This is a genomic window from Streptomyces halobius (genome assembly GCF_023277745.1).
Taxonomy (GTDB): domain Bacteria; phylum Actinomycetota; class Actinomycetes; order Streptomycetales; family Streptomycetaceae; genus Streptomyces; species Streptomyces halobius.
In genome coordinates, this window is sequence record NZ_CP086322.1 from 1,852,338 (window position 1) to 1,876,104 (window position 23,767).

Annotated in this window: 23 protein-coding genes and 5 pseudogenes; 14 read left to right on the forward strand and 14 right to left on the reverse strand. The window is 70.7% G+C overall.

Features of this window, described 5'->3' with window-relative positions:
• The first annotated feature begins 185 nt into the window (after positions 1 to 185).
• Positions 186 to 329 (forward strand): hypothetical protein, encoded by a 144-nt coding sequence (locus tag K9S39_RS08740; protein ID WP_248862754.1) that lies wholly within the window; start codon positions 186 to 188, stop codon positions 327 to 329.
• A gap of 136 nt (positions 330 to 465) precedes the next feature.
• A pseudogene (locus tag K9S39_RS42885) lies at positions 466 to 746 on the forward strand (IS110 family transposase); the annotation flags it as partial.
• Positions 747 to 766: 20 nt separating this feature from the next.
• Here the strand turns inward: K9S39_RS42885 and K9S39_RS08750 are convergent.
• From K9S39_RS08750 to K9S39_RS42890, 3 genes and pseudogenes are all read right to left on the reverse strand, one after another.
• Positions 767 to 1,516, reverse strand: coding sequence for a polyamine aminopropyltransferase (locus K9S39_RS08750; protein WP_248862755.1), 750 nt, complete (start codon positions 1,514 to 1,516; stop codon positions 767 to 769).
• A 184-nt stretch (positions 1,517 to 1,700) separates the two neighbouring features.
• Positions 1,701 to 3,386, reverse strand: coding sequence for a ribonuclease J (locus K9S39_RS08755; RefSeq protein WP_248862756.1), 1,686 nt, complete (start codon positions 3,384 to 3,386; stop codon positions 1,701 to 1,703).
• A 231-nt stretch (positions 3,387 to 3,617) separates the two neighbouring features.
• Positions 3,618 to 3,746 (reverse strand): annotated as a pseudogene (locus K9S39_RS42890) (6-phosphofructokinase); the annotation flags it as partial.
• A gap of 315 nt (positions 3,747 to 4,061) precedes the next feature.
• Here K9S39_RS42890 and K9S39_RS08765 point away from each other — a divergent pair.
• The 4 genes from K9S39_RS08765 (at position 4,062) to K9S39_RS08780 (ending at position 7,457) form a co-directional block, all read left to right on the forward strand.
• The gene (locus K9S39_RS08765; RefSeq protein ID WP_248862757.1) at positions 4,062 to 4,505 is read left to right on the forward strand and encodes a MerR family transcriptional regulator; all 444 of its coding nucleotides are present in this window, start codon (positions 4,062 to 4,064) and stop codon (positions 4,503 to 4,505) included.
• Between the two features lie 38 nt (positions 4,506 to 4,543).
• On the forward strand, positions 4,544 to 6,142 hold the full coding sequence (locus K9S39_RS08770) for a peptide chain release factor 3 (RefSeq protein WP_248862758.1): 1,599 nt from the start codon (positions 4,544 to 4,546) through the stop codon (positions 6,140 to 6,142).
• Between the two features lie 408 nt (positions 6,143 to 6,550).
• Positions 6,551 to 6,838 (forward strand): hypothetical protein, encoded by a 288-nt coding sequence (locus K9S39_RS08775; RefSeq protein WP_248862759.1) that lies wholly within the window; start codon positions 6,551 to 6,553, stop codon positions 6,836 to 6,838.
• Between the two features lie 409 nt (positions 6,839 to 7,247).
• On the forward strand, positions 7,248 to 7,457 hold the full coding sequence (locus K9S39_RS08780) for a hypothetical protein (RefSeq protein ID WP_248862760.1): 210 nt from the start codon (positions 7,248 to 7,250) through the stop codon (positions 7,455 to 7,457).
• Between the two features lie 264 nt (positions 7,458 to 7,721).
• On the opposite strand, the gene K9S39_RS08785 is transcribed toward K9S39_RS08780, so the two are convergent.
• Positions 7,722 to 8,153, reverse strand: coding sequence for a MerR family transcriptional regulator (locus tag K9S39_RS08785; protein WP_248862761.1), 432 nt, complete (start codon positions 8,151 to 8,153; stop codon positions 7,722 to 7,724).
• Positions 8,154 to 8,402: 249 nt separating this feature from the next.
• Here K9S39_RS08785 and K9S39_RS08790 point away from each other — a divergent pair.
• Positions 8,403 to 8,726: pseudogene (locus tag K9S39_RS08790) on the forward strand (STAS domain-containing protein); the annotation flags it as partial.
• Positions 8,727 to 8,861: 135 nt separating this feature from the next.
• On the opposite strand, the gene K9S39_RS08795 reads toward K9S39_RS08790, so the two are convergent.
• Together K9S39_RS08795 and K9S39_RS08800 are read right to left on the reverse strand one after the other, a co-directional pair.
• Entirely contained in the window at positions 8,862 to 9,815 is a 954-nt protein-coding gene (locus K9S39_RS08795) for a cytochrome c biogenesis CcdA family protein (protein ID WP_248862762.1), read from the reverse strand.
• Positions 9,812 to 10,399 carry a redoxin domain-containing protein gene (locus tag K9S39_RS08800; RefSeq protein WP_248862763.1) on the reverse strand — a complete coding sequence of 196 codons (588 nt, stop codon included), beginning with the start codon at positions 10,397 to 10,399 and terminating at the stop codon, positions 9,812 to 9,814. Before K9S39_RS08800 ends, K9S39_RS08795 begins: the two co-directional genes overlap by 4 nt.
• Before the next feature lie 1,456 nt (positions 10,400 to 11,855).
• Between K9S39_RS08800 and K9S39_RS08805 the strand changes: the two genes are divergently transcribed.
• A complete protein-coding gene (locus K9S39_RS08805; protein ID WP_248862764.1) occupies positions 11,856 to 12,404 on the forward strand; it encodes a carboxymuconolactone decarboxylase family protein in 549 nt (182 codons plus the stop codon).
• A 58-nt stretch (positions 12,405 to 12,462) separates the two neighbouring features.
• On the opposite strand, the gene K9S39_RS08810 is transcribed toward K9S39_RS08805, so the two are convergent.
• Both K9S39_RS08810 and K9S39_RS08815 read right to left on the reverse strand, forming a co-directional pair.
• On the reverse strand, positions 12,463 to 13,041 hold the full coding sequence (locus K9S39_RS08810) for a hypothetical protein (protein ID WP_248862765.1): 579 nt from the start codon (positions 13,039 to 13,041) through the stop codon (positions 12,463 to 12,465).
• A gap of 371 nt (positions 13,042 to 13,412) precedes the next feature.
• Positions 13,413 to 13,679: a hypothetical protein gene (locus K9S39_RS08815; RefSeq protein ID WP_248862766.1), complete on the reverse strand. Its 267-nt coding sequence runs from the start codon at positions 13,677 to 13,679 to the stop codon at positions 13,413 to 13,415.
• A 372-nt stretch (positions 13,680 to 14,051) separates the two neighbouring features.
• Here K9S39_RS08815 and K9S39_RS42895 point away from each other — a divergent pair, with 372 nt between their 5' ends.
• From K9S39_RS42895 to K9S39_RS08830, 5 genes and pseudogenes are all read left to right on the forward strand, one after another.
• The gene (locus tag K9S39_RS42895) at positions 14,052 to 14,474 is read left to right on the forward strand and encodes a cyclic nucleotide-binding domain-containing protein (protein ID WP_406708130.1); all 423 of its coding nucleotides are present in this window, start codon (positions 14,052 to 14,054) and stop codon (positions 14,472 to 14,474) included.
• An 89-nt stretch (positions 14,475 to 14,563) separates the two neighbouring features.
• Positions 14,564 to 14,731, forward strand: coding sequence for a hypothetical protein (locus K9S39_RS08820; RefSeq protein ID WP_248862767.1), 168 nt, complete (start codon positions 14,564 to 14,566; stop codon positions 14,729 to 14,731).
• Positions 14,732 to 15,174: 443 nt separating this feature from the next.
• A complete protein-coding gene (locus tag K9S39_RS08825; RefSeq protein WP_248862768.1) occupies positions 15,175 to 16,122 on the forward strand; it encodes a transglutaminase-like domain-containing protein in 948 nt (315 codons plus the stop codon).
• A gap of 51 nt (positions 16,123 to 16,173) precedes the next feature.
• Positions 16,174 to 16,605, forward strand: a pseudogene (locus K9S39_RS42900) (MFS transporter); the annotation flags it as partial.
• A gap of 25 nt (positions 16,606 to 16,630) precedes the next feature.
• On the forward strand, positions 16,631 to 17,434 hold the full coding sequence (locus K9S39_RS08830; RefSeq protein WP_283113459.1) for an MFS transporter: 804 nt from the start codon (positions 16,631 to 16,633) through the stop codon (positions 17,432 to 17,434).
• A 187-nt stretch (positions 17,435 to 17,621) separates the two neighbouring features.
• Here the strand turns inward: K9S39_RS08830 and K9S39_RS08835 are convergent, their stop codons facing one another.
• Positions 17,622 to 18,041: a heavy metal-responsive transcriptional regulator gene (locus tag K9S39_RS08835; protein WP_248862769.1), complete on the reverse strand. Its 420-nt coding sequence runs from the start codon at positions 18,039 to 18,041 to the stop codon at positions 17,622 to 17,624.
• Positions 18,042 to 18,106: 65 nt separating this feature from the next.
• Between K9S39_RS08835 and K9S39_RS08840 the strand changes: the two are divergent.
• Positions 18,107 to 18,391, forward strand: a pseudogene (locus K9S39_RS08840) (hypothetical protein); the annotation flags it as partial.
• Positions 18,392 to 18,513: 122 nt separating this feature from the next.
• On the opposite strand, the gene K9S39_RS08845 reads toward K9S39_RS08840, so the two are convergent.
• The 5 genes from K9S39_RS08845 to K9S39_RS08865 all read right to left on the reverse strand — a co-directional run bounded on the left by K9S39_RS08845 (position 18,514) and on the right by K9S39_RS08865 (position 23,715).
• Entirely contained in the window at positions 18,514 to 18,852 is a 339-nt protein-coding gene (locus K9S39_RS08845) for a mycoredoxin (protein ID WP_248862770.1), read from the reverse strand.
• Positions 18,853 to 19,198: 346 nt separating this feature from the next.
• A complete protein-coding gene (locus K9S39_RS08850) occupies positions 19,199 to 20,482 on the reverse strand; it encodes an NAD(P)/FAD-dependent oxidoreductase (protein WP_248862771.1) in 1,284 nt (427 codons plus the stop codon).
• Positions 20,483 to 20,504: 22 nt separating this feature from the next.
• Positions 20,505 to 22,181 (reverse strand): radical SAM protein, encoded by a 1,677-nt coding sequence (locus K9S39_RS08855; protein ID WP_248862772.1) that lies wholly within the window; start codon positions 22,179 to 22,181, stop codon positions 20,505 to 20,507.
• Between the two features lie 77 nt (positions 22,182 to 22,258).
• Complete coding sequence (locus tag K9S39_RS08860) at positions 22,259 to 22,930, reverse strand: TIGR04282 family arsenosugar biosynthesis glycosyltransferase (protein WP_248862773.1); 672 nt, start codon at positions 22,928 to 22,930, stop codon at positions 22,259 to 22,261.
• Positions 22,927 to 23,715, reverse strand: a complete 789-nt coding sequence (locus K9S39_RS08865; protein WP_248862774.1) for an MTAP family purine nucleoside phosphorylase — start codon at positions 23,713 to 23,715, stop codon at positions 22,927 to 22,929. Before K9S39_RS08865 ends, K9S39_RS08860 begins: the two co-directional genes overlap by 4 nt.
• Positions 23,716 to 23,767: the final 52 nt, after the last annotated feature.

Sequence of the window (23,767 nt, forward strand, 5' to 3'; positions counted from 1 at the left end):
TCGGCAGCATCTGGTCCCCCCACCGTAGAGGTCAGCACTGACATTCAGGTGCGAGTCCGGATCACCGGGGTCCGTCTGCCAGTTCCGCCAGTCCCGCGGCGAGTCGCCATCTCGGGCCCGTACGCTGACGCAGCGTACGGGGCGCGGCGCTGGCGAACGCCCCCACGCGCCCGCCACCGTGTCCCGTGATCACGATCGGCGCCCAACTCCCGACCGTCATCCGTACGTTCGCGCAGCTGCTGTCGTCCACTCGGCGCGGGGCCTGCGTCGCCCGCGAGGGCCTCCTGGCGGATATCACGGCCGTGGCGCACCAGATGACCACCAGATGACCCGTGCCTACTCCTGGAACAGGTCGTGGCACAGGGCGGGTTGCCCCTCCTGGTCGTGGGAATCGTCGGTTTCCTGCACCTCCGGCTCTTCCTCCAGGCCCGGTGCGGGGTACCGCGCGGATCGGGTTCGGCGGCCGGAGCCGCGTCGTCACCGCGTATGATCCCGTCCCCGGCCCGCTCGCTCGCGGCCGTTCACGAACAGCGCCGAGCCCTTCAGACGCAGATCGAGGCCCTGCTGGAGGCGCACCCTCTTCTCCCGGTCCCGACCTCGATACCGGGCGTCGCGGTCAGGACCGCACCGTCCTGGTGATCACCGTCGGCGACGGAACCAGTTTTCCAGCGCCGCCCAGCTGGCTTCGCCCACCTGACCTTCTACGCTCAAGAACCTCTATGGCACCGGCGGCCAGGAAATCCGGCCGGCGACGCGCTGCCCGGCGTCACTTCAACCGCAGGCCTGTGCCTGTCTCTCTCTTCGCCACATAGACGGTGTTGGCCGCTGTTCCCCCCTGCAGGGGATTGTCGAAGTTGACGACGTGGGCTTCTGATTCCGTGAAGACCTCCGTGAGCACGGAGTTGAACTCTTCGTCCGGCGGGTCGTTCGACCACAGAGCGAAGACACCGCCGGGGTGGAGGCGATGGGCAAGGGCGCGCATCCCCGCAGGCTGGTAGAGCGCCGCGTGCCGTGGGTGCAGCACTTGGCGTGGCGAATGGTCGATGTCCAGCAGGATGGCGTGGAAACGGCGGTCCGGTGTCTGGGGATCCAGGCCGCGGGAATCGCCGACCATCGCGAAGAAATCGCCCTGGACCAGTCGGCAGCGGGTATCCGACGTCAGACGAGCCCCCAGCGGTACCAGCCCGCGCTTGTGCCAGTCGATCACTTCGCCGAGCGCCTCGACCACGGTCAGCGAGCGGACCCGCGGGTCGTCCAGCGCCGCTTGGGCGGTGTAGCCGAGGCCGAGTCCGCCGACGGCGACGTCGAGTTCGTGGAGTCCGGTGCCCGGCAGCTTCGCCAGGCCGAGCCGGGTGAGCGCGGTCTCCCCCGCCGTGAAGAGGCTGGACATCAAGAACTCGTCGCCGAGCTTCACTTCGTACACGTCGTCACCCGAGACCGGGTCCCGCCGGCGCCGCAAACTGATGTCTCCCATCGCCGTCGGACGCCAGTCGATCTCTTCGAAACGCGCGCTCATCCGTTCACCTTTCTGACGTGCCACCGTTCACTCTTCTGACGTGCCACGGGTGCCGGCTTTCTGACATGCCACGGGTGCCGGCGAGTTGGCGCCTGGGCCGCCGGTCTTCGCGCGCCAGGTACCAAGTCGACCCCGCCGCCGACCATGGCAGGGACGGAGAGTAGCCCGGAAACAGATCAACGGGTCAGGCGTCGATGATGACGGGGATGATGAGGGGCTTGCGGCGGTGGGTCCGAAACGCCCAGGCCGCCACGGCGCGGGCGATGAGCTGTTCGAGCTGGTGCGCCTCGCCGACGCCTTCCTCGGCCGCGGCGGCCAGGGTCTTTTCGATCACGGGGATGGCCGGCTCGAAGGTGGTGTCGTCGTGGACGAATCCGCGCGCCAGGAAGTCGGGGGTCTCGGCGAGGGCGCCCGTGTCGGCGTCGACGATCGCCACGACCGTGACCACGCCTTCCTCCGCCAGCGTCAGTCGGTCCTTCAGGGACGCTTCGGTGGCGCCGCCGACCTCCATGCCGTCCACGTAGACGTAGCCGGCGGGCACCTTGCCGGTGATCGACGCGCGGCCGTCGACGAGGTCGACGACGACGCCGTCCTCGGCGATCACCACCCGGTCGGGGGCGACTCCGGTGCGGACGGCCAGATCGGCGTTGGCCCGCATGTGCTTCCACTCGCCGTGCACGGGCATGACGTTGCGGGGCTTGACGATGTTGTAGCAGTAGACGAGTTCGCCGGCGCTGGCATGCCCGGAGACGTGCACCTTGGCGTTGCCCTTGTGGACGACGTTCGCGCCCCACCTGGTCAGCCCGTTGATCACCCGGTAGATGGCGGTCTCGTTGCCCGGGATCAGGGAGCTGGCGAGCAGGACGGTGTCCCCCTTGCCGATACGGATCACATGGTCGCGGTTGGCCATACGGGACAGCGCGGCCATCGGCTCGCCCTGGGAACCCGTGCACACCAGCGTGATCTTGTTCTCCGGCAGCTTTTCGAGTTCCTTGACGCTGACCACCAGGCCGGGTGGAACGTTCAGATAGCCGAGGTCGCGGGCGATGCCCATGTTCCGGACCATGGAGCGGCCCACGAAGGCGACCTTGCGGCCGTGCTGGTGGGCGGCGTCCAGCACTTGCTGGATGCGGTGCACATGGCTGGCGAAACTGGAGACGATGACCCGTCGCGGGGCGGTGCGCAGGACCTGTTCGATCGCGGGGTTCAGCTCGCGTTCGGATGTGGTGAAGCCGGGCACCTCGGCGTTGGTGGAGTCGGTGAGGAACAGGTCGACGCCTTCCTCGCCGAGGCGGGCGAAGGCGCGCAGGTCGGTGATGCGGTCGTCCAGGGGGAACTGGTCCATCTTGAAGTCACCGGTGTGCAGCACCATCCCGGCACCGGTGCGGATGGCGACCGCGAGACCGTCCGGGATGGAGTGATTGACCGCCACGAACTCGCAGTCGAAGGGCCCGAACCCGCGCCGGTCCCCTTCGCGTACCCGTGCCGTACGCGGCTTGATGCCGTGCTCCTTGAGCTTGGCCTCCAAGAACGCCAGCGTCAGCTTCGAGCCGACGACGGGGATGTCGGCCCGCTCACGCAACAGGTACGGCACCCCGCCGATGTGGTCTTCGTGACCATGGGTCAGCACCACGGCCACGACATCGTCCAGCCGCTTCCGGATCGAGGTGAAGTCGGGCAGGATCACGTCCACGCCGGGCTGATTCTCCTCGGGGAACAGCACCCCGCAGTCGACGATCAGCAGCTTGCCGGCGTGCTCGAAGACGGTCATGTTGCGGCCGATCTCACCCAGGCCACCAAGGGCGACGACCCTCAACCCTCCGACGGGCAGCGGCGGGGCGGCTTTCAGCTCTGGATGCGGATGACTCATACCCTGACGCTACCGAAGAGTGTCGAAGTGATCCACTGCTTGCACAACCAGCCGGCTCAACGCTGCGCAGCCGAGGCGCTGCTCCGGCTCGACGGAGAGCTGCCGGGCGATGCCCGTTCGCCGCTCGTGGCCGTAGATGTCCGTGCCACCCTGAAGGCCAGGGTGGCCGCGCGGGGCTTGACGCCCTTCACGGCGATCGCGACGGTGCGAGCTCGACGACCGTGCCGATCCAAAGGTGACATCGGTCGCGGTGATGTCGTTGTCGGTGATCTTCGGCACGCCGACGATCGGCAGCCCCGCGCCGGAGAATAGCCGGGGCGCCTTCAGCCTGCCCTCGCCCCCGGTCGGGATGATCGCGTCCGGAGCGGATGACGGCGTTCGAGCCGGGGCAGTCGCCGCCAGAAGTGGGCACACCAAGACCGAATGCCGGTGCCGGCGGCTCGGCGGTACGGACTGCTGATCGGTATCGGGCGGTCGGCGGCGCAGCGGGTCCCGCCCGTGTGATGGTCTGGGGGCGGCGCCGCCCCTCGGGGGACGACGGGGCGGCGCCGCCTGACGACGACGGCGGCCTCTGTCGGAGCCGCCCTCGTTGCAGCGATTGTCAACCTACCCTAACGTCACGGTAGATTTGTAGTCGGCAAGGGTGCCGGGCGAGCGACGCGAGGCGGTGGAGCCGTGGGCGGAAGGCTGATGCAGATCGGCGAGGTGTCCGAGCGCACGGGGCTGTCCCTGCGCACGATCCGCCACTACGAGGATGTCGGTGTGGTGGCCCCCAGTGAACGCAGCATGGGCGGCTTCCGGCTCTATACGGAGGCGGAGGTGCGACGGCTGGCGCTGGTGCGCAGGATGCGTCCGCTCGGCTTCTGTCTGGAGGACGTGCGGGCGCTGCTGGACGTCCTGGAGCAGCTGCCCGACGCGGGCGGACCGTTGCCGGAGACCGATGAGCAGGCGTACGAGGAGCTGGTGACGAGGTTGCGGAAGTACTGGGTGCAGGCCGATGCGCGGTGTGAGGACCTGCGCCGGGAGCTGGGGGCGGCCGAGGAGTTCGCCCGTTCCCTGCACGGACATCTGGCCCAGCTGCTGGATGCCCCCGTCGTGGTCTCGAAGGCGGCACGGTGAACGCCACGGGCATTGGGGGCTCCCCTGCTCGAACGGAGTTGAGAGCTTGGGGACGGGCGGCGAGCGAGGCGGCCCGACGGCGCACCTTCGCCGTGATCAGCCACCCGGACGCGGGCAAGTCCACACTCACCGAGGCCCTGGCTCTGCACGCGCACGCGATCACGTCGGCGGGCGCGGTGCACGGCAAGTCCGGGCGGCGCGGGGTGTCCTCGGACTGGATGGAGATGGAGAAGGCCCGCGGCATCTCCGTCACCTCCGCTGTCCTGCAGTTCGCCCACCGTGGCTGCGTGCTCAATCTGCTGGACACCCCCGGTCACGCCGACTTCTCCGAGGACACCTACCGGGTGCTGGCGGCGGTGGACTGCGCGGTCATGCTCATCGACGCCGCCAAGGGCCTGGAGGAGCAGACCCGCAAGCTCTTCGACGTCTGCCGGCATCGCGGCATCCCGGTGATCACGTTCGTCAACAAGTGGGACCGTCCGGGGCGCGAGGCGCTGGAGCTGCTGGACGAGATCGAGCGGGAGTTCCGCCTCAAGCCCGCTCCGGTCACCTGGCCGGTCGGCAGCGCCGGATATCTGCGCGGCCTGGTCGACGTGAACTCACCCGGCCGGATGCTGCGCTACACCCGCGCCCCCGGCGGCACACACGAGGCGGTCGAGGAGCCGATCCCGGCCGAGCAGGCCGCCTTCGAGGAAGGAGCCGACTGGGAGCAGGCCACCGAGGAACTCCAGCTGCTGCAGGCCGACGGGGCCGAGTTCGACCGCGCCTCGTTCCTCGCCGGCACCTCCACCCCGGTCTTCTTCGGCGCGGCGATCTCCAACATCGGCGTACGACTGCTGCTGGACGCCGTCGTCGACCTCGCCCCACCGCCGGGTGCGCGCGAAGTGGAGGGCGGCGGCAGCCGCCCGGTCGACGCGCCCTTCTCCGGCCTGGTGTTCAAGGTGCAGGCGAACATGGACCCCTCCCACCGCGACCGGATCGCGTTCCTGCGCGTGTGCTCGGGCGTCTTCGAACGCGGCGCGACCGTCACCCGCGCCGCCTCCGGCAAGCCGTTCGCCACCAAGTACGCACACAGCGTCTTCGGGCAGGACCGCTCCATGGTCGACACCGCCTACCCCGGGGATGTGGTCGGCCTGGTCAACGCCACCGCCCTGCGCGTCGGCGACACCCTCTACGACGGAAAGCCGGCCCTCTTCCCGCCCATGCCCACCTTCGCGCCCGAGCACTTCGCCGTCGTACGCCCGGTCGACATCGGCCGCTCCAAACAGTTCCGGCGCGGCATCGCCCAGCTGGACGAGGAGGGCGTGGTGCAGGTCCTGGTGTCCGACGTCCGCGGGGACCAGGCGCCGGTGCTCGCCGCGGTGGGACCGATGCAGTTCGATGTCGTCTCCGCGCGGATGGCGGGCGAATTCTCCGCCCCCGTACGACTGGAGACCCTTCCGTACCGCCTGGCACGGGCCACCGACGCGGCCGGGGCCGAAGCCCTCAACCGCTCCCGGCTCGTCAGGGGCGAGGCGCTGACCCGCATCCGCGACAAGGCGCTCCTCGCGCTGTTCCCGGACCGCTGGCAGACCAACTCCTTCGAGCGGGAATTCCCCGACGCCCGCCTCGAACCACTCCTCGCCGCACACGAATAGGGGCCGCACACGAATAGGGCAGGCCGCGCAAGGCCGAGCGGCGACCGCCACGGAGCCACCCGGAGCCTCCTCTAACGTTAGGGTAGACTTGAGTGGCTCGCTCAGTCGGATGAGGCTCGGACAAGGCAGCCGGGAGGGAAGGGCCCATGACGGGTGTGGCGCAGTGTCCGTCGTGCGGGGAGGGGGAGGAGCTGCGCGGAGAGCCCTGCGAGGGCGACATCCGGGTCACCTGCCTGTCGTGCGGCGCCCAGTGGATGCGGGGCGCTCCCCGCTGTGCGGGCTGCGGCGGCCAGGACATCATGGAACGGCCGCAGGCGATGACCCGCCACTCGCGCGGCACCCAGCTCGCCCACGCAACCCCGAGCGGCGCGCAGCCGCCCCCGCCCGGCCCCCTCCGCCGCGCCCACCGTGCGGCAGGCGATCGCCGCCTTCCTCGCCGAAGCCTCCGGCGAGGTCGACCACACCGCCATGCTGCTGCTCGGCACCCACCTCGGCTCCTACAACCGGCTCGGCATCCTGGACGCACCCGACGCCGCCGACGCACTGGCCGCCTGGTGCGACGGACACTGGAACGACCGCGACAGCGCAGGCGCGCAGCGCGCCCTGGACACCACCCTGCGGGCCGTCGACTTCTGGGGCGCCCGCGGCTGGCTCACCTCCGACCCCGCCGCGAAACTCTGCCGAACGGGCGACTGAGACAGCAAGGGAGGCGGCCCCGACCGCCGGAGAATCGCACCGGGACCGCCGCGTCGGCGCCTCACCGGCCCACTCCGCTGCGCCGACCGACCCACCGTATCCTCACGCCACGAGAGAGTCGTTCGCCCGGAAAGGCGTTGCCCTGCGGCTCGTCAGCATGCGCGAGTGGATGCCATTTGAGCCAACTGACGACGAGAAGCGGGTGACTTGTCATCCCACTCTACCCTTGCGTTAGAGTAACGTTGCTCGCCGACCTGGTCGGCCTGCTTCCAAGCCGTTCCCGGGCACCGGCGGATCCATTCCCTCGCCACCGCCCGGGACCGGCGGAAGCCGCCCGTCGGGGCTGCCGCGACCTCCACCCGCGCAGCCATCCGCTTCAGGCGCGCACTCGCCAACTGGGAGTCTTTTCATGACTGATGACGTCACCCGTAGGGAAATCGCCGAGCACCTGTCCCCGCTCTTCGCGAACAGCGGGGTGAGCACACACGATCTGCTCCTCGGGGCGTCCGGCGCCCGCCCCGAGGTCCGCAAGGTGCTCGAACAGCTGCCGCCCGACCGCCGCTACACGGAACTGCGGCAGGTCTGGGAGGACCTCCCCGCGATCCCCGTCGGACTCTGAGCGGCGCGGAGCACGGACAATGGCCCTCTTCATGCTGCAACTCGCCCACGGCGAGGACACCGTGACGGAGGCGGACGCCGCCGGGCGCACGGCGTCCGGCGAGATCGCGCTGGAACGTTCATGGCGAAACCGACCGTTGCCCGGCAGCGCCAGGCCCTGTCGTCAAACTCACGGCCTCGCCGAGGACGTTTTCCCCGGGGATCTCCGAGCGGATCGAGGGCCGACCGGCCGACACGGGAGGAGGTCGCTCCTCGCGCGCCGCCGTCAGCTCTCCGCGCCGAGCCTGCGGCGGAGGGTGGCGGCGAAGTCCTCGGCGGCCATCATCTGGGCGCGCAGCGTCTCGCAGCGCGCGTCGGCCACCTTGCGGTAGGAGTCGAGGCGCTCGCGCAGCCGCTCCCGCTCCTCGTCGGATGAGGTCTCCCCTGCTCCGTCCGAGCTTGGGGAAGGGTCGCCGGTGGCCGCGACGCGGTCGGTGATCTCCAGCAGGTCCCGCATCTCCTCCAGCGAGAAGTCCAGCGGCTTCATGCGCCGGATGACCATCAGCCGCTCGACGTCGGCTTCGGTGTAGAGGCGGAAGCCGCCCTTGCTGCGCGCGGAGGGAGCCACGAGGCCGACTTCCTCGTAGTGGCGGATCGTGCGCAGCGACAAACCGGTCCGCTCGGCCACTTCGCCGATCTGCATCTGCCGCTCACCCATCGTCGAGTCTTCTCCTTCTGCGTTCCGCCGCATGTCCACCCCATGCCCACCAGATCGAAGCGCTCCAGCACACGTGTCTGGAATCACATGATCCGAGGAGGTGTTTACCCGCATTTCATAAGCCGCAGGTCGCACCCTGCCCTCACGTCAGGGTAGAGTCTTCGGCGAGGGCAGCCACACTGTAAAGACGCAGCCAGGTCCGCCCCCGCCAGTGCGGGCCCGGACCGGGGCTTGCAGGCGCCCGCAGACTTCCGGGAGCGCGTCGCGCACCTGGCCCAGGTCTCCGGTGTCGTCGACCCGGACGGCAAGCAGGCCGTCTACGCGGTCACCGGCGAGCTGCTCTTCGCCTCCTCCAACGACCTCGTCTACCAGTTCAACTACAAGGACGACCCGGACGACGTCGTCATCGACCTCACCGACGCCCACATCTGGGACGCCTCCTCCGTCGCCGCGCTGGACGCCATCGAGACCAAGTACGCCGACCGCGGCAAGAAGGTCACCATCATCGGCCTGAACGAGCCCAGCGCCGAGATGCACGACAAGCTCGCCGGCCAGCTCACCGCCGGCCACTGACAGACCGGCCGCCCCTTCCCGCCGACCACGGATGACGGGAAGGGGCGGTCTTCTGCGCGCGGGCCGGAGTGCTCGCCTGCTGCGACGCCTGCAACGAAGACGGCCCGGACGGCCGGCACCGGGTGCGGGTGCGGGTCACGATGTGGAGGAACGGGCCCTGCCGGGGCTGGTCGTGTCGGAGTGGGGCGCGTCGTCGTCACCCGGGTGGGACGTGGTACGCGGGCTCCGTACGGAACGGTGTCGGCGGGTGGCCCAGTGCACTGCCCAGCCCGCCACGAGCAGTACCGCGACGGCGGTCAGGACCGGGGCCGGGCCGAGCCCGTCCAGCCAGCGGGTGGCCTCGCCCTGCCAGCGGGTGGCGGCGCCGACCACCGGGTCCTCGGTCACGTGGCCGTGCAGGAGCCGGAGTTCGTACCAGCCGTAGTACGCGACGTAGCCGCCTGCCGACAGCAGGAGCGCGCCGGAGGCCCGGGTGACGTACGGCAGTGCCCGGCGGATGCGGCTGATGAGGGCTTGGCGGGAGAGGGCCACGGCGAGGGTGAGTACGCCGACGACGGCGCCCATCCCGGCCGCGTATACGGCGAAGACCCCCACCACGCCGGGCAGGCTGCCGGTGCGGAAGGCGGCGGAGGTCAGCGCCAGGAACGGGCCGATGGTGCAGGACAGTGAGGCGATGGCGTACGAGATGCCGTACAGGGTCATCGTCCAGGCCGAACCGGCGGGGCGGGACGTGGCGCGCACCTTCGGTACGGGGACGCGCAGTTCGCGTCCGGTCAGCAGCCAGACGCCGAGGGCGAGGAGCACGAGGCCGATGGCGACGGTCACCCAGGGCAGCCAGCGCTCCACCGACAGCGCGAGCGGGCAGACGATGAGTGCGAAGGCGCCGAAGACGGCCGCGAAGCCGCCGGTCATCGCCGCCGTCGCCACCAGGGCCCGCACCAGCGAACTGCGCCTCTCAGGTTCCGTACGTGAGTTGTCCGTGCCGGAGACGAACAGGGTCAGGTAGGCGGGCAGCAGCGCGAAGCCGCAGGGGTTGATCGCGGCCAGCATCCCCGCGGCGAACGCCAGCGCATAGGGTACTGAGCTCATTTCCGCGTCAGCCGTTCCACCTTGTCGTTCAGCTTGGTGGCATCGAGGCCGCCGGGGACGACGTCGATGGTGCCGTCGTCGTCGACGAAGGCGAGAGCGGGCTGCGCGGTGACGCCGAAGCCTGCCCAGAGCGAACCGTCGGTGTCGACGGCGTGCTGGATGCCGTCCAGTCCGGTGTCGGTGACGAACTGCTTCATGTCGGCGGTGCGGCCCCGTCCCGGCACGCCCACGAAGGTGACCTTGTCACCCCACTTGGCGGCGGTCTTGGCGATGGTCGGCGCTTCGGACCTGCAGACGGTGCACCAGGGGGCCCAGAACCACAGGACGGCGTGCTTGCCGGCCAGCGAGGCACCCTTGAACTCCTCGCCGTCCACGGTGCGGGTGGTGAAGTCGAGTTTTGTCGGCACCTTCGGCGTCGCACGGTCTTCGGCCGCCTGTGAGGAAGCCCCCGGGTCGACGGGCCGGGTGGCGGATGCCGCCGAGGACGGACGGTCGCCGCCGGTGCCACAGCCGGTGGCCAGCAGGGCGAGGGCGAGGGCGACGAAGGTGGCGGTGACGGTCGTGCTGAATCGCCGAGTGCGCATGGGATTCCCTTCTCTCGGAGTGTCGCCGGCGGGTGTGCGAGCGGCCGACCAGAAGGGAACCCGCTCTCCCCCGTGCTCGATTCCGCCCGCCCCATCTGTCCCGTCTGTTCCATCCGCTCTGTCTGTTCCGTCTGCTCTATCTGATCTGTCTGCTCTGTCTGCCGGCGAAAGGGCGCGCTATTGGCGGCCGCCCGATGACGAGGTGACTCAGGGTGCCCTCTCGCGGTGGGAGAGGGAAGCCGTGTGCGGGTGACTTCCTGGTCGCCCCGCGGGGGACGTGTGGAGCCGACCGCGAGGGTTCGTACGGTCGGCCCCACCGCTCCGGTGGACGGTGATACGGGGGATGCCGTCCACCGGGGACGGGCACGGGAGCCGGGCGGGCCGGTGGAGAACAGCGTGACGACGTACCGGCCCGTACGGACTCGCGCTGCCCGGCGGGTGCCGCGGCGCCAACCGTGCCCTTACGACCTCAGTCGGTACGGGCCGTGCCGCGGCGGTATCGCTGTGCCAACGACGGTGCGCGGGGGAGGGAACCCGCTGGGCCACAGGGCGCCGTCCCCAGTGTCAGCGAGCTGACACAATCCGGCATTTGCGCCTACTAATGTCTGCTCGGGGGATTCAGCCGGGTGGCGGTGCGGTGCTCAGTGCGGCAGCGGCAGCTCGGACTGCGGAACCCCGGAGGGTCAGGACGTAGCTCGTGGGGCTGCCCGGCGGCAGGCCGAGCTGTTCGGGCGTGTCGGGGGTCGGGTGCGGGTGCAGGCAGATCGCGGTGGCTCCGAGGCCGTTGACGCGGTAGTCGAAGACTTGCAGGTTCGATGTGCCGGGCGAACTCGGCCCGGTTGGCCGGGGCCAGCATGATGGCCGGCTTCGGGCGTGCGTGGGCGAACGGCACACCGTCCTGGCCGACCTGGTGCAAGGTGTGCTGGTCCACGTGCAGCCACATCAGCCGGTGCGGTGCGGCGTTCAGCACCCGCCACCGCTGGACCTCCCCCGGACGCATCCGCACTTCCGGCGTGAGCTGCCCGTTGACGGTGAACAGCCACTCGGTCGGTACCGCGGGGACCGAGGTGAACGGGACCGACCCGCCGGACGGCAGCGGGACCGCGTTCGGCACCTCACCGCAGGCGCCCCGACGACACCCAACGGCCCGCCGGTGGACACGAAGTGCTGGCCGGTGCCATCCGCCCCGCCGACTCCTCCGGCGCGATCGACAGCCAGGCCTGTCTGACCACTCTTCTCGGCGGCACCCTGATCCAGCAGACCGCCGCCCCGCCGTGGCCGTAGCCCCAACCCCAGCCGCAGCAGTACTGCGGGGCGCTGGTGGGGAAGGTGACACAAGTTCTTTTGTGTCAGCGTGCGTGCGGAGGAAATGCGTGGGAGCCCTGGCGGGTTTCCCCAGGGACTCCGCAGCGCCGACGGCGTGGCGGCAGGCAGATGCATACAACCTAGGAGGGTCATGTCCAGGATTCCCGTCCACACCGTCGACAGCGCGCCTGAGGCAGGCCGGGAAACACTGTCGAAGCTGGCGAAGCGTTTCGGGAAGGTGCTGAACATCCACGGCGAGATGGCCCATGCGCCGGTCGTGCTGGAGACCTACGCGGCCATGAACGCGGCGATCACCCGGCACGGCACCTTCGACGCCCGCACCCGCGAGGCGATCGCCCTGGCCGTCGGTGCGGTCGACCACTGCAGTTACTGCCAAGCGGCGCACACCCTCTCGGCCAAGGCCGCCGGCCTGACCGAAGAGCAGACGGTGGCCATCCGCCGCGGCGCCGCGGACTTCGACGACCCGCTGGACGCGCTGGTGCGTGTCGTACGGGAGATCGCCGGAGAGATCGGTGAGGTATCCGACGACACCTGGACACGCGCCCGGGAAGCGGGCTGGAGCGACGCACAGCTCACCGAGGCGTTCGCCCATGTCGCGGTGAACATGTTCACGAACTACTTCAACCACTACGCCCGAACCGACCTCGACGTCCCCGCAGCCCCGGCCCTGCGCGGCTGACGACCGTCTGCACGCCCTGTCCGTCAGCGGCGTCCACGGGACCCTCTCCCGTCCCCTTCTACCTCGGCATCCGCTCCGGCTCCGGCGGCGTCTCCGGAGCCGGGCGCGTGAGGAAGAACGGGATCATCAGCGATCCGAAGATCAAGGGGTGGGCGAGCCCCCCGAAGATCTGGAACGCGACGTGGGAACCGTCGAAGGCCGGGAAGACGGTTTTGCCCAGGACGTGGAGGTTGAACACCCACAGCGCCAGGCCATAGCCGAGTGCGCCGCCCACCAAGGCGGGCACGGTGCGCAGCCAGGGCACCAGCGCCAACGCGAAGCCCATGCCGAATCCCAGTGACAGCGTGATGTGCATGGTCAGGCCCAGCACCGCCTCGGCCGCAGTGGGCACAGGCGCGCTGGAGGCGTCGAAGACGGTCGCCATGATGTGCAGCGGGGAGAGTGCCGACATGCCCCGGGTCACGGCAAACCACATGTGCGCCAGCAGGAACGCCAGCCCGGCTACGAGTCCGGCGGCCACCCCACGGGTCAGCAGACCGCCCAGGTCGAGCGGGCGCAGTTCCCCCACGCTGATCACGTCGAGCATGCGCGGCATGCCCAGGCCGGTCTTACGGAGCCGCTGTCGCTGGAGTGTCATGACTGACTCGCCTTTCCTCTGGCGCATGAGGCGAAAGGCCCCGGGAAGGGATCCGTCTCGCTTCGATCCGAACCGTCCGGAAACCCGTCGGCCGTGAAGTCTCTTCCCCTGCCGGTGAGGCAGCCTGCTGCCGTAGGAGTGAACCGCTGGTCGTCATGCGGCAAGTGAGGGGCGTCAACTGACTCGGCGCTGGGCGGATGGAAGGGGAATGCGGGTCAGGGGGTGGGGGTTTCCGGTCCGTGGAAGAACAAGGCCCCCCACCCGATTCCGGTATGGACCGCACCGTGCCGACCGGAGAAAGTCGGCACGGTGTGGCCGCCGGGCGGGATGCGCCGCTCCGCCCGCCTGTGGGACACGACCGCGGCGAGGTATCAGAGGAGCCAGCTCAGCAGGCCGCCGTAGCCATAGCCGTAGGGGCCGTAGCCACCATGCCCGTATCCGCCGTAACCGCCATGCCCGTACCCGCCGTAACCGCCATGGCCATGCCCGCCATGGCCGTGGCCGTAGCCGCCGTGGCCGCCCCGGCAGTCGTGGTGACCGTGGCCGCCGCCGTGGTGACCGTGGCCATCGGAACGCGCGGCCGATTGTGCCGAGGCCGAGCCGTGATGAGCAGAGGCGGCCGACGCGGTACCTGGCACCGGTGACCACAGCTCCTGCCGCCAGAATCGAAGCCGCGGCCCCGAGCGCAGCGCGGCGCAGCAGCCCGAGGGCAGCGCGGTGCATCAGATGGATACGCATCACAGGGTTCTCCTTTGTGCGGGGGCGGCGGGCGCCGCCCTCGCCTCACAGGTATGCCGCCCCCGTCCCCTGCTATCGCCAAGTGCGCCGACCAGGTGACCCATTGGTCAGAGGAATGACAAGACGTGACACACCGTGATGCAGACCGGCCGCCCGCAGCACCGGCCCCGGCTGCGCAGCGCGCGGCGGTATGGGCCCTGCGCTGTCCGGGAGGCCGCCGCCCGCCCGGCCGTCGGGACACCGAGGCGCTGGCGGCTCGTGTGGAGTCGCGTGTGCTGGAGCCCGGCACGGTGGTCTTCGCTCAGGGGCAGGTGCCCGACGGGGTGTGGATCGTACGCAGTGGAACGCTGGAGCTGGTCTCGGGCACCGGCCGACGGCGTGTGGTGGTCGGAGTGCTGTCGGAATGCGGAATCGCCGGGGACGTACCGCTGTTGCTGGGACGCCCCGCGGTGTGCACCGTGCGGACGCTGACCACCGTGCAGGCCGTCTTCCTCCCCGCCGGGACCCCGAGACCTACATCCTGCGTCTCCTGGTCGGCGTACCCCAACCACTTCAGCTCAGCCTGCCCTCCCCGCTGTAGCGGCGGAACCGGCCGTCGCGCTGTACCGCCGGTTCCCGGTGCGGTCCACAGGCCGGGTACACGGCTGCGGCGACCCGCTTCCACTGCTGTCACGCTCTTGCGTGGGTCGTGTTGACCTTGACCCGGGGGCAAGGTTCCACGATGGGGACGCAGCCGGGACAACCCGGTTGCGTCCCCATCCATCGAGGAGTGAAGAGGTACACCATGTCGATGCGTGAAGGCGAGATCTACACCTGTCCCTGTGAGAACTGCGACTGCACGGTCAAGGTCCTGGTCTCCGCCCCGGCGAACTGCTCCGGTACGGCCCCGACCTGCTGCTGCGGCAAGGTCATGATCAAGACCGAGGCCGTGGCCGGAACCGAGCAACCGTAGGGATTCCGGCGTCAGCGCAGCGCCGCGAAGACTCCGGCCGACGCCAGTGCGGCAACAGCCGGAGTCAGCGTCCAGGCGATCGCGGCTCCCGTCGACCGGCAGAGCTGGTGCCCTGTCAGGAGACGGGTGAACGGGACGGCTTGGTGGCGCCGGGCCTCGAAGGTCCGTTATGGCGCCGGTCGCCGTGACGGCGCCGCCGATGATTGCCGTCCGCACACCGCCGCTCCGCGCGCCGCCGGTCCCAGGGGCGGTGAGTCCCCTCGGACCGGCGTAGGCTGCTGCCGCAGCCCGTACTGCGTCTACTCCTACGAGGCCGTCGAGATCCTGCGGCCCCGCGGTTTCACCGTCCGGCGCCTGGTCGGCGGCTTCTTCGAGTGGCGCGCCGCGGGCCTTCCCCTGCAGCGCGCCTGCCCCCCTCCCCCGACTCTCCTTGAGAGGTCCTCATGACCGGATCCGTATCCGCCACCGCCTCCGCGAGCAGTCCCCCGGCTGACATCGGTTGCCGTTTCGAGATCACGGACAGTTTCACGGTGGACGCCCCGGAACGGTGCCGACGGCTGCGGCTGTGGGCGCCGGTGATCCCCGATGTCCCGCACCAGCGGGTCCTCGACCTGGCCGTACGCGCCGACCTGCCCGCGGAGCTGACCCGGGAGGCCGAGTTCGGCAACACGCTCCTGCACGCCACAGCCCCGGCCCCCACGGCCGGGCGGTACTCCTTCGAACTGCGCTACGCCATCAAGCGGGTCCCCCGGCCCGGCACGACGGACCCGGCCCGCGCCACGGCTCTCGCCAGCCCCGAGCTGTTCGCCCGGACTCTGCAGCCCGAGCGGCACGTCGACGTCGACGACCGCACCCGGGCCCTGGCCGCCGAGATCGTCGCGGGCGAGACGAACCCGCTGGAGCAGGCCCGCAGGATCTACGACCACACCACCGGTGCCATGACGTACGACGCCACCCAGCAGTCGTACCGGGGCAGCACCGAGCACGCCCTGGTCTGCCAGGTCGGCAACTGCAATGACATCCACGCCCTGTTCGTGTCCCTGTGCCGCTCGGTGGGCATCCCGGCCCGCTTCGTCCTGGGCCAGGCCCTCGAAGCCCCCACCGGCACGGCCGAGGACTGTGAGGTGTGCGGCTACCACTGCTGGGCGGAATTCTTCATCGCCGGGCTCGGCTGGCTGCCCGCGGACGCCTCCTGCGCCTGCAAGTACGGCACCCACGGACTCTTCGGCCGTCTGGAGTGCAATCACATCGCTTTCTCCACCGGTCGCGACCTGCTCTTCGACCCGCCGCAGCACGCAGGCCGCGCCCTGTTCTTCGCCGCCCCCTACGCCGAGGCCGACGGCGCCGCCGTCCCCGTGGAGCGCCGCCTGGCCTTCACCGAAGCGCCGTGAGGGAGACTGCCCCGGCGTCCCTCCGTCGCGGGAGTCGACAGCGGCCGGGTGGTGCGTGCCGTCACGGTCCGGCTGCTTCCCCTGCTGCTGGCCCTGTACGTCGCCAACTTCATCGACCGGGTGAACATCAGCGTCGCCGCACTGCGGATGAACGCCGACCTGGGCCTGTCGACCACCGCCTACGGCCTGGCCTCGGGCATCTTCTTCACCGGTTATCTGCCGTGCCAGGTCCCGGCCGGCATCGTGCTGCACCGACTCGGCGCCCGCCGGTGGATCGCCGCCATGGCCATCGGCTGGGGCATCTGCTCGGCCGCCACCGGCCTGGTCACGACCCCCGGACAGCTCTACGCGGTCCGCTTCCTGCTCGGCGCCGTCGAAGCGGGCTTCTTCCCCGGCGTCGTCCACTACCTCGGCTGCTTCTTCCCCGGCCCGGCCAAGGCCCGCGCCACCGCGTACTTCCTGCTCGGCGTGCCGATCGCCAACGTGGCCGGAGTCCCCCCTGGCCGGACTGCTCATCGAACACGGCGGGACGGGCACGATCGCGGGCTGGCGCACCATGTTCTGGCTGCTCGCCCTCCCCTCCGTACTGCTCGGCCTGGCCGCCCTGCGCGTCCTGCCCGACACCCCCCGCCACGCCCCCTGGCTCACCCGGGCCGAAGCCGCCTGGCTGACCGCGACCACCGCCGCCGAGCACACCCCGATGGCCGACCCGCCACGCCGTCCGGTGCTGACCGCGCTCCGCCACCGACGGCTCCTCGCCCATGCCGCCGTGTACGCGGGCCTCTGCTTCGCCCTCTACACCCTGCAGTTCTTCCTGCCCCAGATGGTCGCCGACGCCTTCGGCAGCGACTCGGTCACCCGCGTCTCCGCTGCCGTCGCGCTCTGTTACACCCTGGGCGCCGCGTGCATACTGGCCGTCAGCCGCCGCTCCGACCGCACCGGCGAACGCACCGGCCACCTCTCACTGGCTGCCCTGACCGGCGCGCTCGCCCTGGCCCTGGCCCCGGTGGTCGCTTCCCCGCTGCTTGCCGCGGCCACGCTGACGGTTGCCCTCGCCTGCGTCCTGGCCGCCGTCCCCGTCTTCTGGGCCCTGCCCCTCGCCCTGCCCGCCGGTCTGTGCGCTTCGGCCGGAGTCGCGGCGGTCAACTCCCTGAGCAGCGTCGCCAGTTTCCTCGCCCCGTACACGACCGGCGCCCTCAAAGACCTGACCGGCACCTACGGCGCGGCCCTGCTGAGCGCGGCCGGGCTCCTCGTCCTCAGCAGCGGCAGCGCCCTGTTGCTGGGACGGACGCGCCACCCAGCCGGAACGTAGGCGGAGCCGACCCCGCTGACCTGGCCGTATCGGTGCCCGGCAAGTAGGTGTGGAGGCGGCTGCCCTCCGGGGGCCGGGCTCCACCCGCCGGCTGTGGTGCCTGGTCCTGCTCCTGCCGCTGCCTGCCCTTGCCCGAACAGCGCCTGGCTCGGCCGGGATACGACGGTGGGGCAGCGCGGGCCGCTGGTCACCGACTGGGGTCGGGGCCGGTCTCGATGATCCGGCACACGACGGCGTCGCCGCCGGCCCTGCGGGTCTGGTCGGCGGTGCGGCGGGCGTCGAGCAGCGCCGCGCGGAGCCGGCGCAGCTCGGTCAGGGTGCGGTTGATCTGGTCGAGGTGGGCGTCGAGGAGCTGGGTGACCCGGGCGCAGGGCTGGGCGCCACCGCGCTGCAGGTCGAGGACGTCGTTGATCTCGTCCAGGGTCAGGCCGAGGGCCTTGGCGCGGCGGATGAAGCGCAGCACTTCCAGATCGGCCTCGTCGAAGAGCCGGTAGCCGGCCTCGGTCCGCTCGGCCTCGGGCAGCAGCCCCTTGGCCTCCCACAGCCGGATGGCTTTGCGGCTCACCCCGGCCAGCTCGGCCGCCTTTCCCACGGTCACGCCTCGCATGCGCTGCCCCTTTCTCCCCTCGCCCGCCAAGCTTGACCTTACCCCTCGGGCAAGGTTTCAGCGTCATGGCAGAGCGAGGTACGAGCAGCCTGAGGGCTGTTCCCGGCCTCTGGAGGAGCGATGGGCGCAAAGGATGCGCAGGACCTCCTGCTGTACGTACAGGGCATGACCCGCACCGGCTGCGAGGAGCGCGTCGGCAGGGTGTGTCCCGGCTGGTCACCGGGGACAACCCCCGGGCCGCCCATCACGTCGCCAGGCAGCTGGGCATCGCCGAGGTCCGTGCCGAGGTCCTTCCGGACCGCCAGGCCGCCCTGGTACGCGAACTCCAGGCCGACGGCGCCAAGGTGGCCATGGTCGGGGGACGGCATCAACGACGCCCCGCCCTGATGCAGGCCGACGTCGGCATCGCGCTGGGCAGCGGCACCGACATCGCCACCGAATCCGCCGACATCATCGCCGTCCGCGACGACATCTATGGCGCGGTGCGGCGGCGCCAGGGCAGCCATGCCCGCCGTGGTGCGGCGCCGGCGGCTGGGGCAAGGTGCGGGGCATGTGCACGGACCATGGCCAGCACCTCGCGCGCGCTGGGGTTGGTCAGGGCCCGCCCGGCCACCTCCACGGTGGGGACGGTCTCGTTGCCGCCGTTGAGGGACCGCACGTACGCCGCGGCGCGGCCGTCCTCCCAGATGTCGTGCCACTCCACGGGCAGGCCGGTGCGCTTCAATCCGTGGCGCAGCATCGCGCAGTACGGGCAGCCGGGCCGCCAGTAAACACGGACGGCCTCCGTTTTCGGGGCCTTGGGGTCGCTCATGCCGGTCTCCACTTCGTCTGTGGTCCAGAAACCCGCCGGGACGTCGTCGGCATTCCGGCGTGCAGGGCACGGGGTGGCTTCGTCCGGGCGATGGGCTCACCACCGGGGCCCGGTGTGCGGGGGTTCGCGTGCGGTGCAGGCGAGTGCGGCCGGCTGGGTGGGGAAAGGGGGAACGAGCGGGCGGGGCGGTGGCCGCGTGGACACCGACGAGGGAGGCGGTGGCCCTGCTGCTGCGGGGTGCACGGTGCGTACTGCCGTGCCGGTCGCGGCGGTGGTGGGGAACGGAAGTCCCCTCCGGCGGCGATGGTGGGGAAGGGAAGCCCCCTCCGGCGGGCTGATGTCTCCTTTACGAGGCGGTCGGCACCTCCGTACATGGCTGCCCGGCCGGGGGATGCGCCGACACGACCGCGTCGACCTGTTCGTACCCGGTGCGCAGGAGGAAGGTGTTCAGGCGGCCGTAGGACTTGGCGCCGAGGATGAAGAAGCCGGGTTCGGGGGTGCGGAGTTGGTCGATGCCAGGGGCGGGCTGGGCGAGGCAGTCGCCGCCCGCTGCTCCTAGGAGGGCGGCGGAGAGGTTCATCGGGGCGCCGGTGGCGTAGCACTCGTGGACGTGGAGCTGGCGGTAGAGGCTGTGGTCGCCGGTGTAGCCGGTGAGCGAGATGACGTGGTCGCAGATCACCGAGCGGGGGCCGGCGGCAGTGGCGAGGCGGGCGCACATTGGGGCCTCCCCTGCGCAGGGAGGTCCCCCCTGTTCGAGCGGAGTCGAGAACGTGGGGAAGGAGTCGAGAGCTGGGGGAAGGTCGCCGTCGGGGTGCAAGGACTGGACGTGTGCGCCGGTGTGGACGGTGACGCGGTCGCAGGAGCCGTCGGCCAGGTGCTGGGAGGTGTCGACGAGTTCCTGGCGGCCGGGGAGGGTGTCGTCGGTGATGGCGCCCCAGTCGGGGGCCGGGCTGCGGACGGCCCACTCCAGGCGGGTGCCTGGGAGGGTGGCGAGATCGCGGGCGGCGGTCTGGGCGGACTTGCCGGCGCCCACGAGCAGGACGGTGCCTGCCCAGCGGTCCGGGTCGTCGACATTCGGGAGGGTGCGGGTGATGCGGTGGGCGAGGGCGCGCTCGCCGGGGGCGGGGATGCCGCCGTTGCCGAGGGTGTTGGGGTGGGAGTAGGTGCCGGTGCAGTCCAGGACGAGGTCGGCTTCGACGGTGTCCTCGCCGTCCGGGGTGTCGAGCAGGAGGGTGAAGGGAGCGGTGGCGCGGGCGGGGGTGCCGATCTGTTCGTGTTTGAGCAGTCCGGTGCGGGCGATGGCGGCCACACGGGTGCGGTAGCGGATGCGGCCCGCGAGGGCTGGTGATGGGGCGAGTGGCTCAAGGAGCTGGGTGACGAGTTCGCCGCCGGTGGGGCAGCGGTCGCCGGACGGGACGGGGTGGCCCGCGCGGGTGAGATGGGTGCGCATCCGCCAGGAGGTGTTCAGGTCCCAGGGGGTGAAGAGCCGTACGTGGCTCCAGTCGCGTACGTGGCCGGCGATGGTGTCCGATGCCTCGTAGACGGTGAACAACCATCCGGCGTCGGCACAGGCGAGTGCGGCATCGAGGCCGACGGGGCCGGCGCCGAGGATGGCGACGTTCGGCTGCATCAGGAACTCCCTCGTGGTGATGTCAGATGGCGCAGTGGACAGGGCGGGGCAGGCTGCCGTCGGTGAGGCGGGCGGTGAAGAACCGCTCGGTCACGAGCTGCTTTCCCGTCTCCAGTGGGGTGCCCGTGGGGGCGAGGTGCATATCGGGGCTGGTGGCCGTGTCGGCGCCGACGGGGTGCCAGTGCAGGCCGTCGGCGGTGACGGTGAGTTCGGGGATGCTGGAGTCCTCGCCGATCTCGACGCCGGTGTCGGAGAAGCCGCGGCGGAGGAGGGGGCGTACGGCGAAGTGGTCGGCGGGCAGGCCGAGTTCGGTGAGCAGGGCGGCTACGGCGGGGATTTCGGCGGTGTTGTCGGAGGTTTCGGTGAGGGCGACGCGGGGTGGCAGGCCGAGGTCGATCAGGTGGCGGATGCCGTCGAGGGTGCGGGTCCAGGAGCCGGGGCCGCGGTGCAGGTCGTGGACGTGGGCGGTGGCGCCGTCCAGGGATGTCTGGACGGTGAGTTTGCGGCCGGCGAGCGCCCCGAGGCCATCCGCTCGTCGGCCGTGCAGCAGCATCGCGTTGGTCATGGCGACGGTGGGCAGCTGGGAGCCGGCGTAGTCGAGGAGTTCAACGATGTCGGGGTGGAGGAAGGGTTCGCCGCCGGTGATGTAGAGCTCGGTGAAGCCGGCTTCGACGGCTTCGTCGACCAGGGTGCGGAAGGTGGCGGCGGGCAGGGTGCGCGGGGCGGCCTTCGGCGAGGAGGCGACGGCGCAGTAGTCGCAGGCCAGGTTGCAGTGGAAGTTGGTGTAAAGCCAGAGGCGGGAGGGGAAGTAGGGGCTGCCGAACAAGGGGACCACCGGCCGGTCGCCTTCCAGTGCCTGGGGCGTGGTCTCGCCCCAGCCGTCGTCGGCGGGCCGGAACCCGGACGGGAGGGTGGAGCGGTAGAGGTGGTAGCGGCCCCGGGAACGCTCGGCCGGGGGCAGGACCTCAAGGCACGTGGTCCACCAGCCGGTCTCTACGGTCTCCACAAAGATTTCAGGAAGTCCCGCGTCACGCATGGAGCGGGCCTGTGCCTGCCAGTCGTACCCGAGCGGGATCAGCTCGGCCTCAGCCTTGCCGTCCTCGATGTCGAGGACCGCGTACCAGACCTCGCGACGGCCGTCGTTGGCAGGTTTCCCCAGGACGCCGACGTTGACCGCGAGGGTGTCACCGATGCGTCGCCGCCAGGGCAGTCCGCTGTGGGTGCACAGGATGACGTCCGCGCCGGATGCCTCGGCGCGAAGGCGATGCCGGTCGTCGGGCAGGGACTCCCACCAGAAGTCGTTCAGCGTGAGAGTGGAGCCGTGCACCATGTGCACATCCAAGCCACCGATCATCTCGCGGTGCTCGGTGGGCAGGGTCCCCATCCAGGCGGCGAAGTCGCGACTGGTGGTGGCGAGGGTGTGGTCGTAGACGATCTGGGCGTACGCGTTGTCCTTCGGGTCGCGGTAGCCGCAGCCGCAGTCCGTGTCGCCGCGGGCGATCGCCACGTCGTAGTTGCCCGCGATGCACTCGACGCCGGCATCGGTCAGGATCGGCCACAGGGCGTCGACGTCGGCGCCGAAGCCGCCGAGGTCGCCCAGGCAGAACAGCCGCTCGGCGCCGCGCGCTCGGGCGTCGTCGACGAAGGCTTGCAGGGCGTACGGGTTGCCGTAGGGGCCGCCGCATACAGCGATCCGCATGAGGGGTCTCTCCAACCTGGTGCGGGAACGGGATGGTTCAGGGACGGTCGACACCTTCATGCCGTCATGTCATGGCGTCATGCCGTCTCCAACGGGTCCAGCAGGGCAGCGATACGCTGCGGCAGGAGCGGGGCGTCGCGCAGCGCGGCGGCGTCTTCGGGGGTGTCCAGGTCCCGTAGCGGGGAAATGAGTTCGGCATGCAGCCCCGTGTCGGTGGCGAGCGCGAAGGTGGTGGCCAGCACCTTGTCCGTGCTCCAGCAGGCCGTGTCGAGGGCGAAGAGCTGGGGGTGCGGGGAGTGCATCCCGATCAGGTAGTAGCCGCCGTCCAGGGCCGGGCCCAGCACCACGTCCCTGCTCTCCAGGGTGGTAAAGGCGGCGGCCAGGTGGTGTGCGGTCAGGGTCGGGGCATCGGTGCCGATGACCAGCAGTGGTCCCGCGCCGTCGGCGAAGACCTCGGCGACGGCGGCCGTCAGCCGTTGTCCGAGGTCCCCGCCGCGCTGAACGAGCAGCCGGACCGCGGCCGGTGCCAGGTCGCGCACGCCGTCCTCGTCCTCCCCGCCGTCCGGGGCGTACGCCAGGTAGGTGCGCAGCCCCTGGGCCGTGGTTGTCTCCAGGGTGTGGCGGATGAGTTCGGCTTGGAGGACGGCGCAGCGCTGGGGGCCGAGCAATGGATGCAGCCGGGTCTTGACGGTGCCGGGCCGGGGGGTCTTCGCCATGACGAGTACGGCGGGGGTGCGTGCCGTGCTCATGAGTCGAATCGGTGGACGAACCCGGCGGGGGTCGCCGCGTTCAGAGTGGGCACGGCGCGTGCGACGAGTTCGGCGAAGATCGTCTTGCTGGCTGCCATCCGGTTGAGGAGTGCCTGCACGGGTTCGGGTTCGGGGGCGATGCCGTTGGCGTAGTCGGTGACGAATCCGACGAGGGCCAGGGGCAGTTCGGCTTCGCCGGCCAGTACCGTTTCGGGCCCGGCGGTCTGGCTGACCGCGGTCACTTTCGCGGTGGCGAGCGCGGCGATCTCGGCGCGGGAGTTGAAGCGGGGGCCGTCCACATGGCCGTAGACGCCCTGTTCCACGACCGGTGCCCGGGTCTCGTGGGCGGCGGTGATCAGTGCCTGGCGCAGGGGTTCGCTGAAGGGGCGGTCGAAGATCCAGTGACCGCGCCCTGCCTTGCCCGGGGTGTCGTGCCAGGTGCAGGGGGTGCCGTCGGGTAGCCGGTTGGCGGGGAAGTACAGGTCGTCGAAGATGATCAGTGAGCCGGGCGGGGTGGCCGGGTCGACTGCTCCGCACACCGTCAGGGAGACCACGGCGTCGACGTTGGCGGCCTGCAGTGCCGTGAGGTTCGCCTTGTGGTCGACCTGGTGTGACAGCCGGTGGTGCCCGGCGCCGTGCCGGGACAGCTGGACGATCTCCACCCCTTTGAGGCGGCCCTCGGTGACCGTGACCTGGCCGTAGGCGGTGGTGACGGTTTGTGGGGCCGCGCTTGCCATGTGGGGCCAGTCATAGCTGCCCGATCCGGTGATGACGCCGATACGCATGGACTACTTCTTCTCCTTGGGGACGGGGCGGGAGACGGGTCGGGAGGCGAGG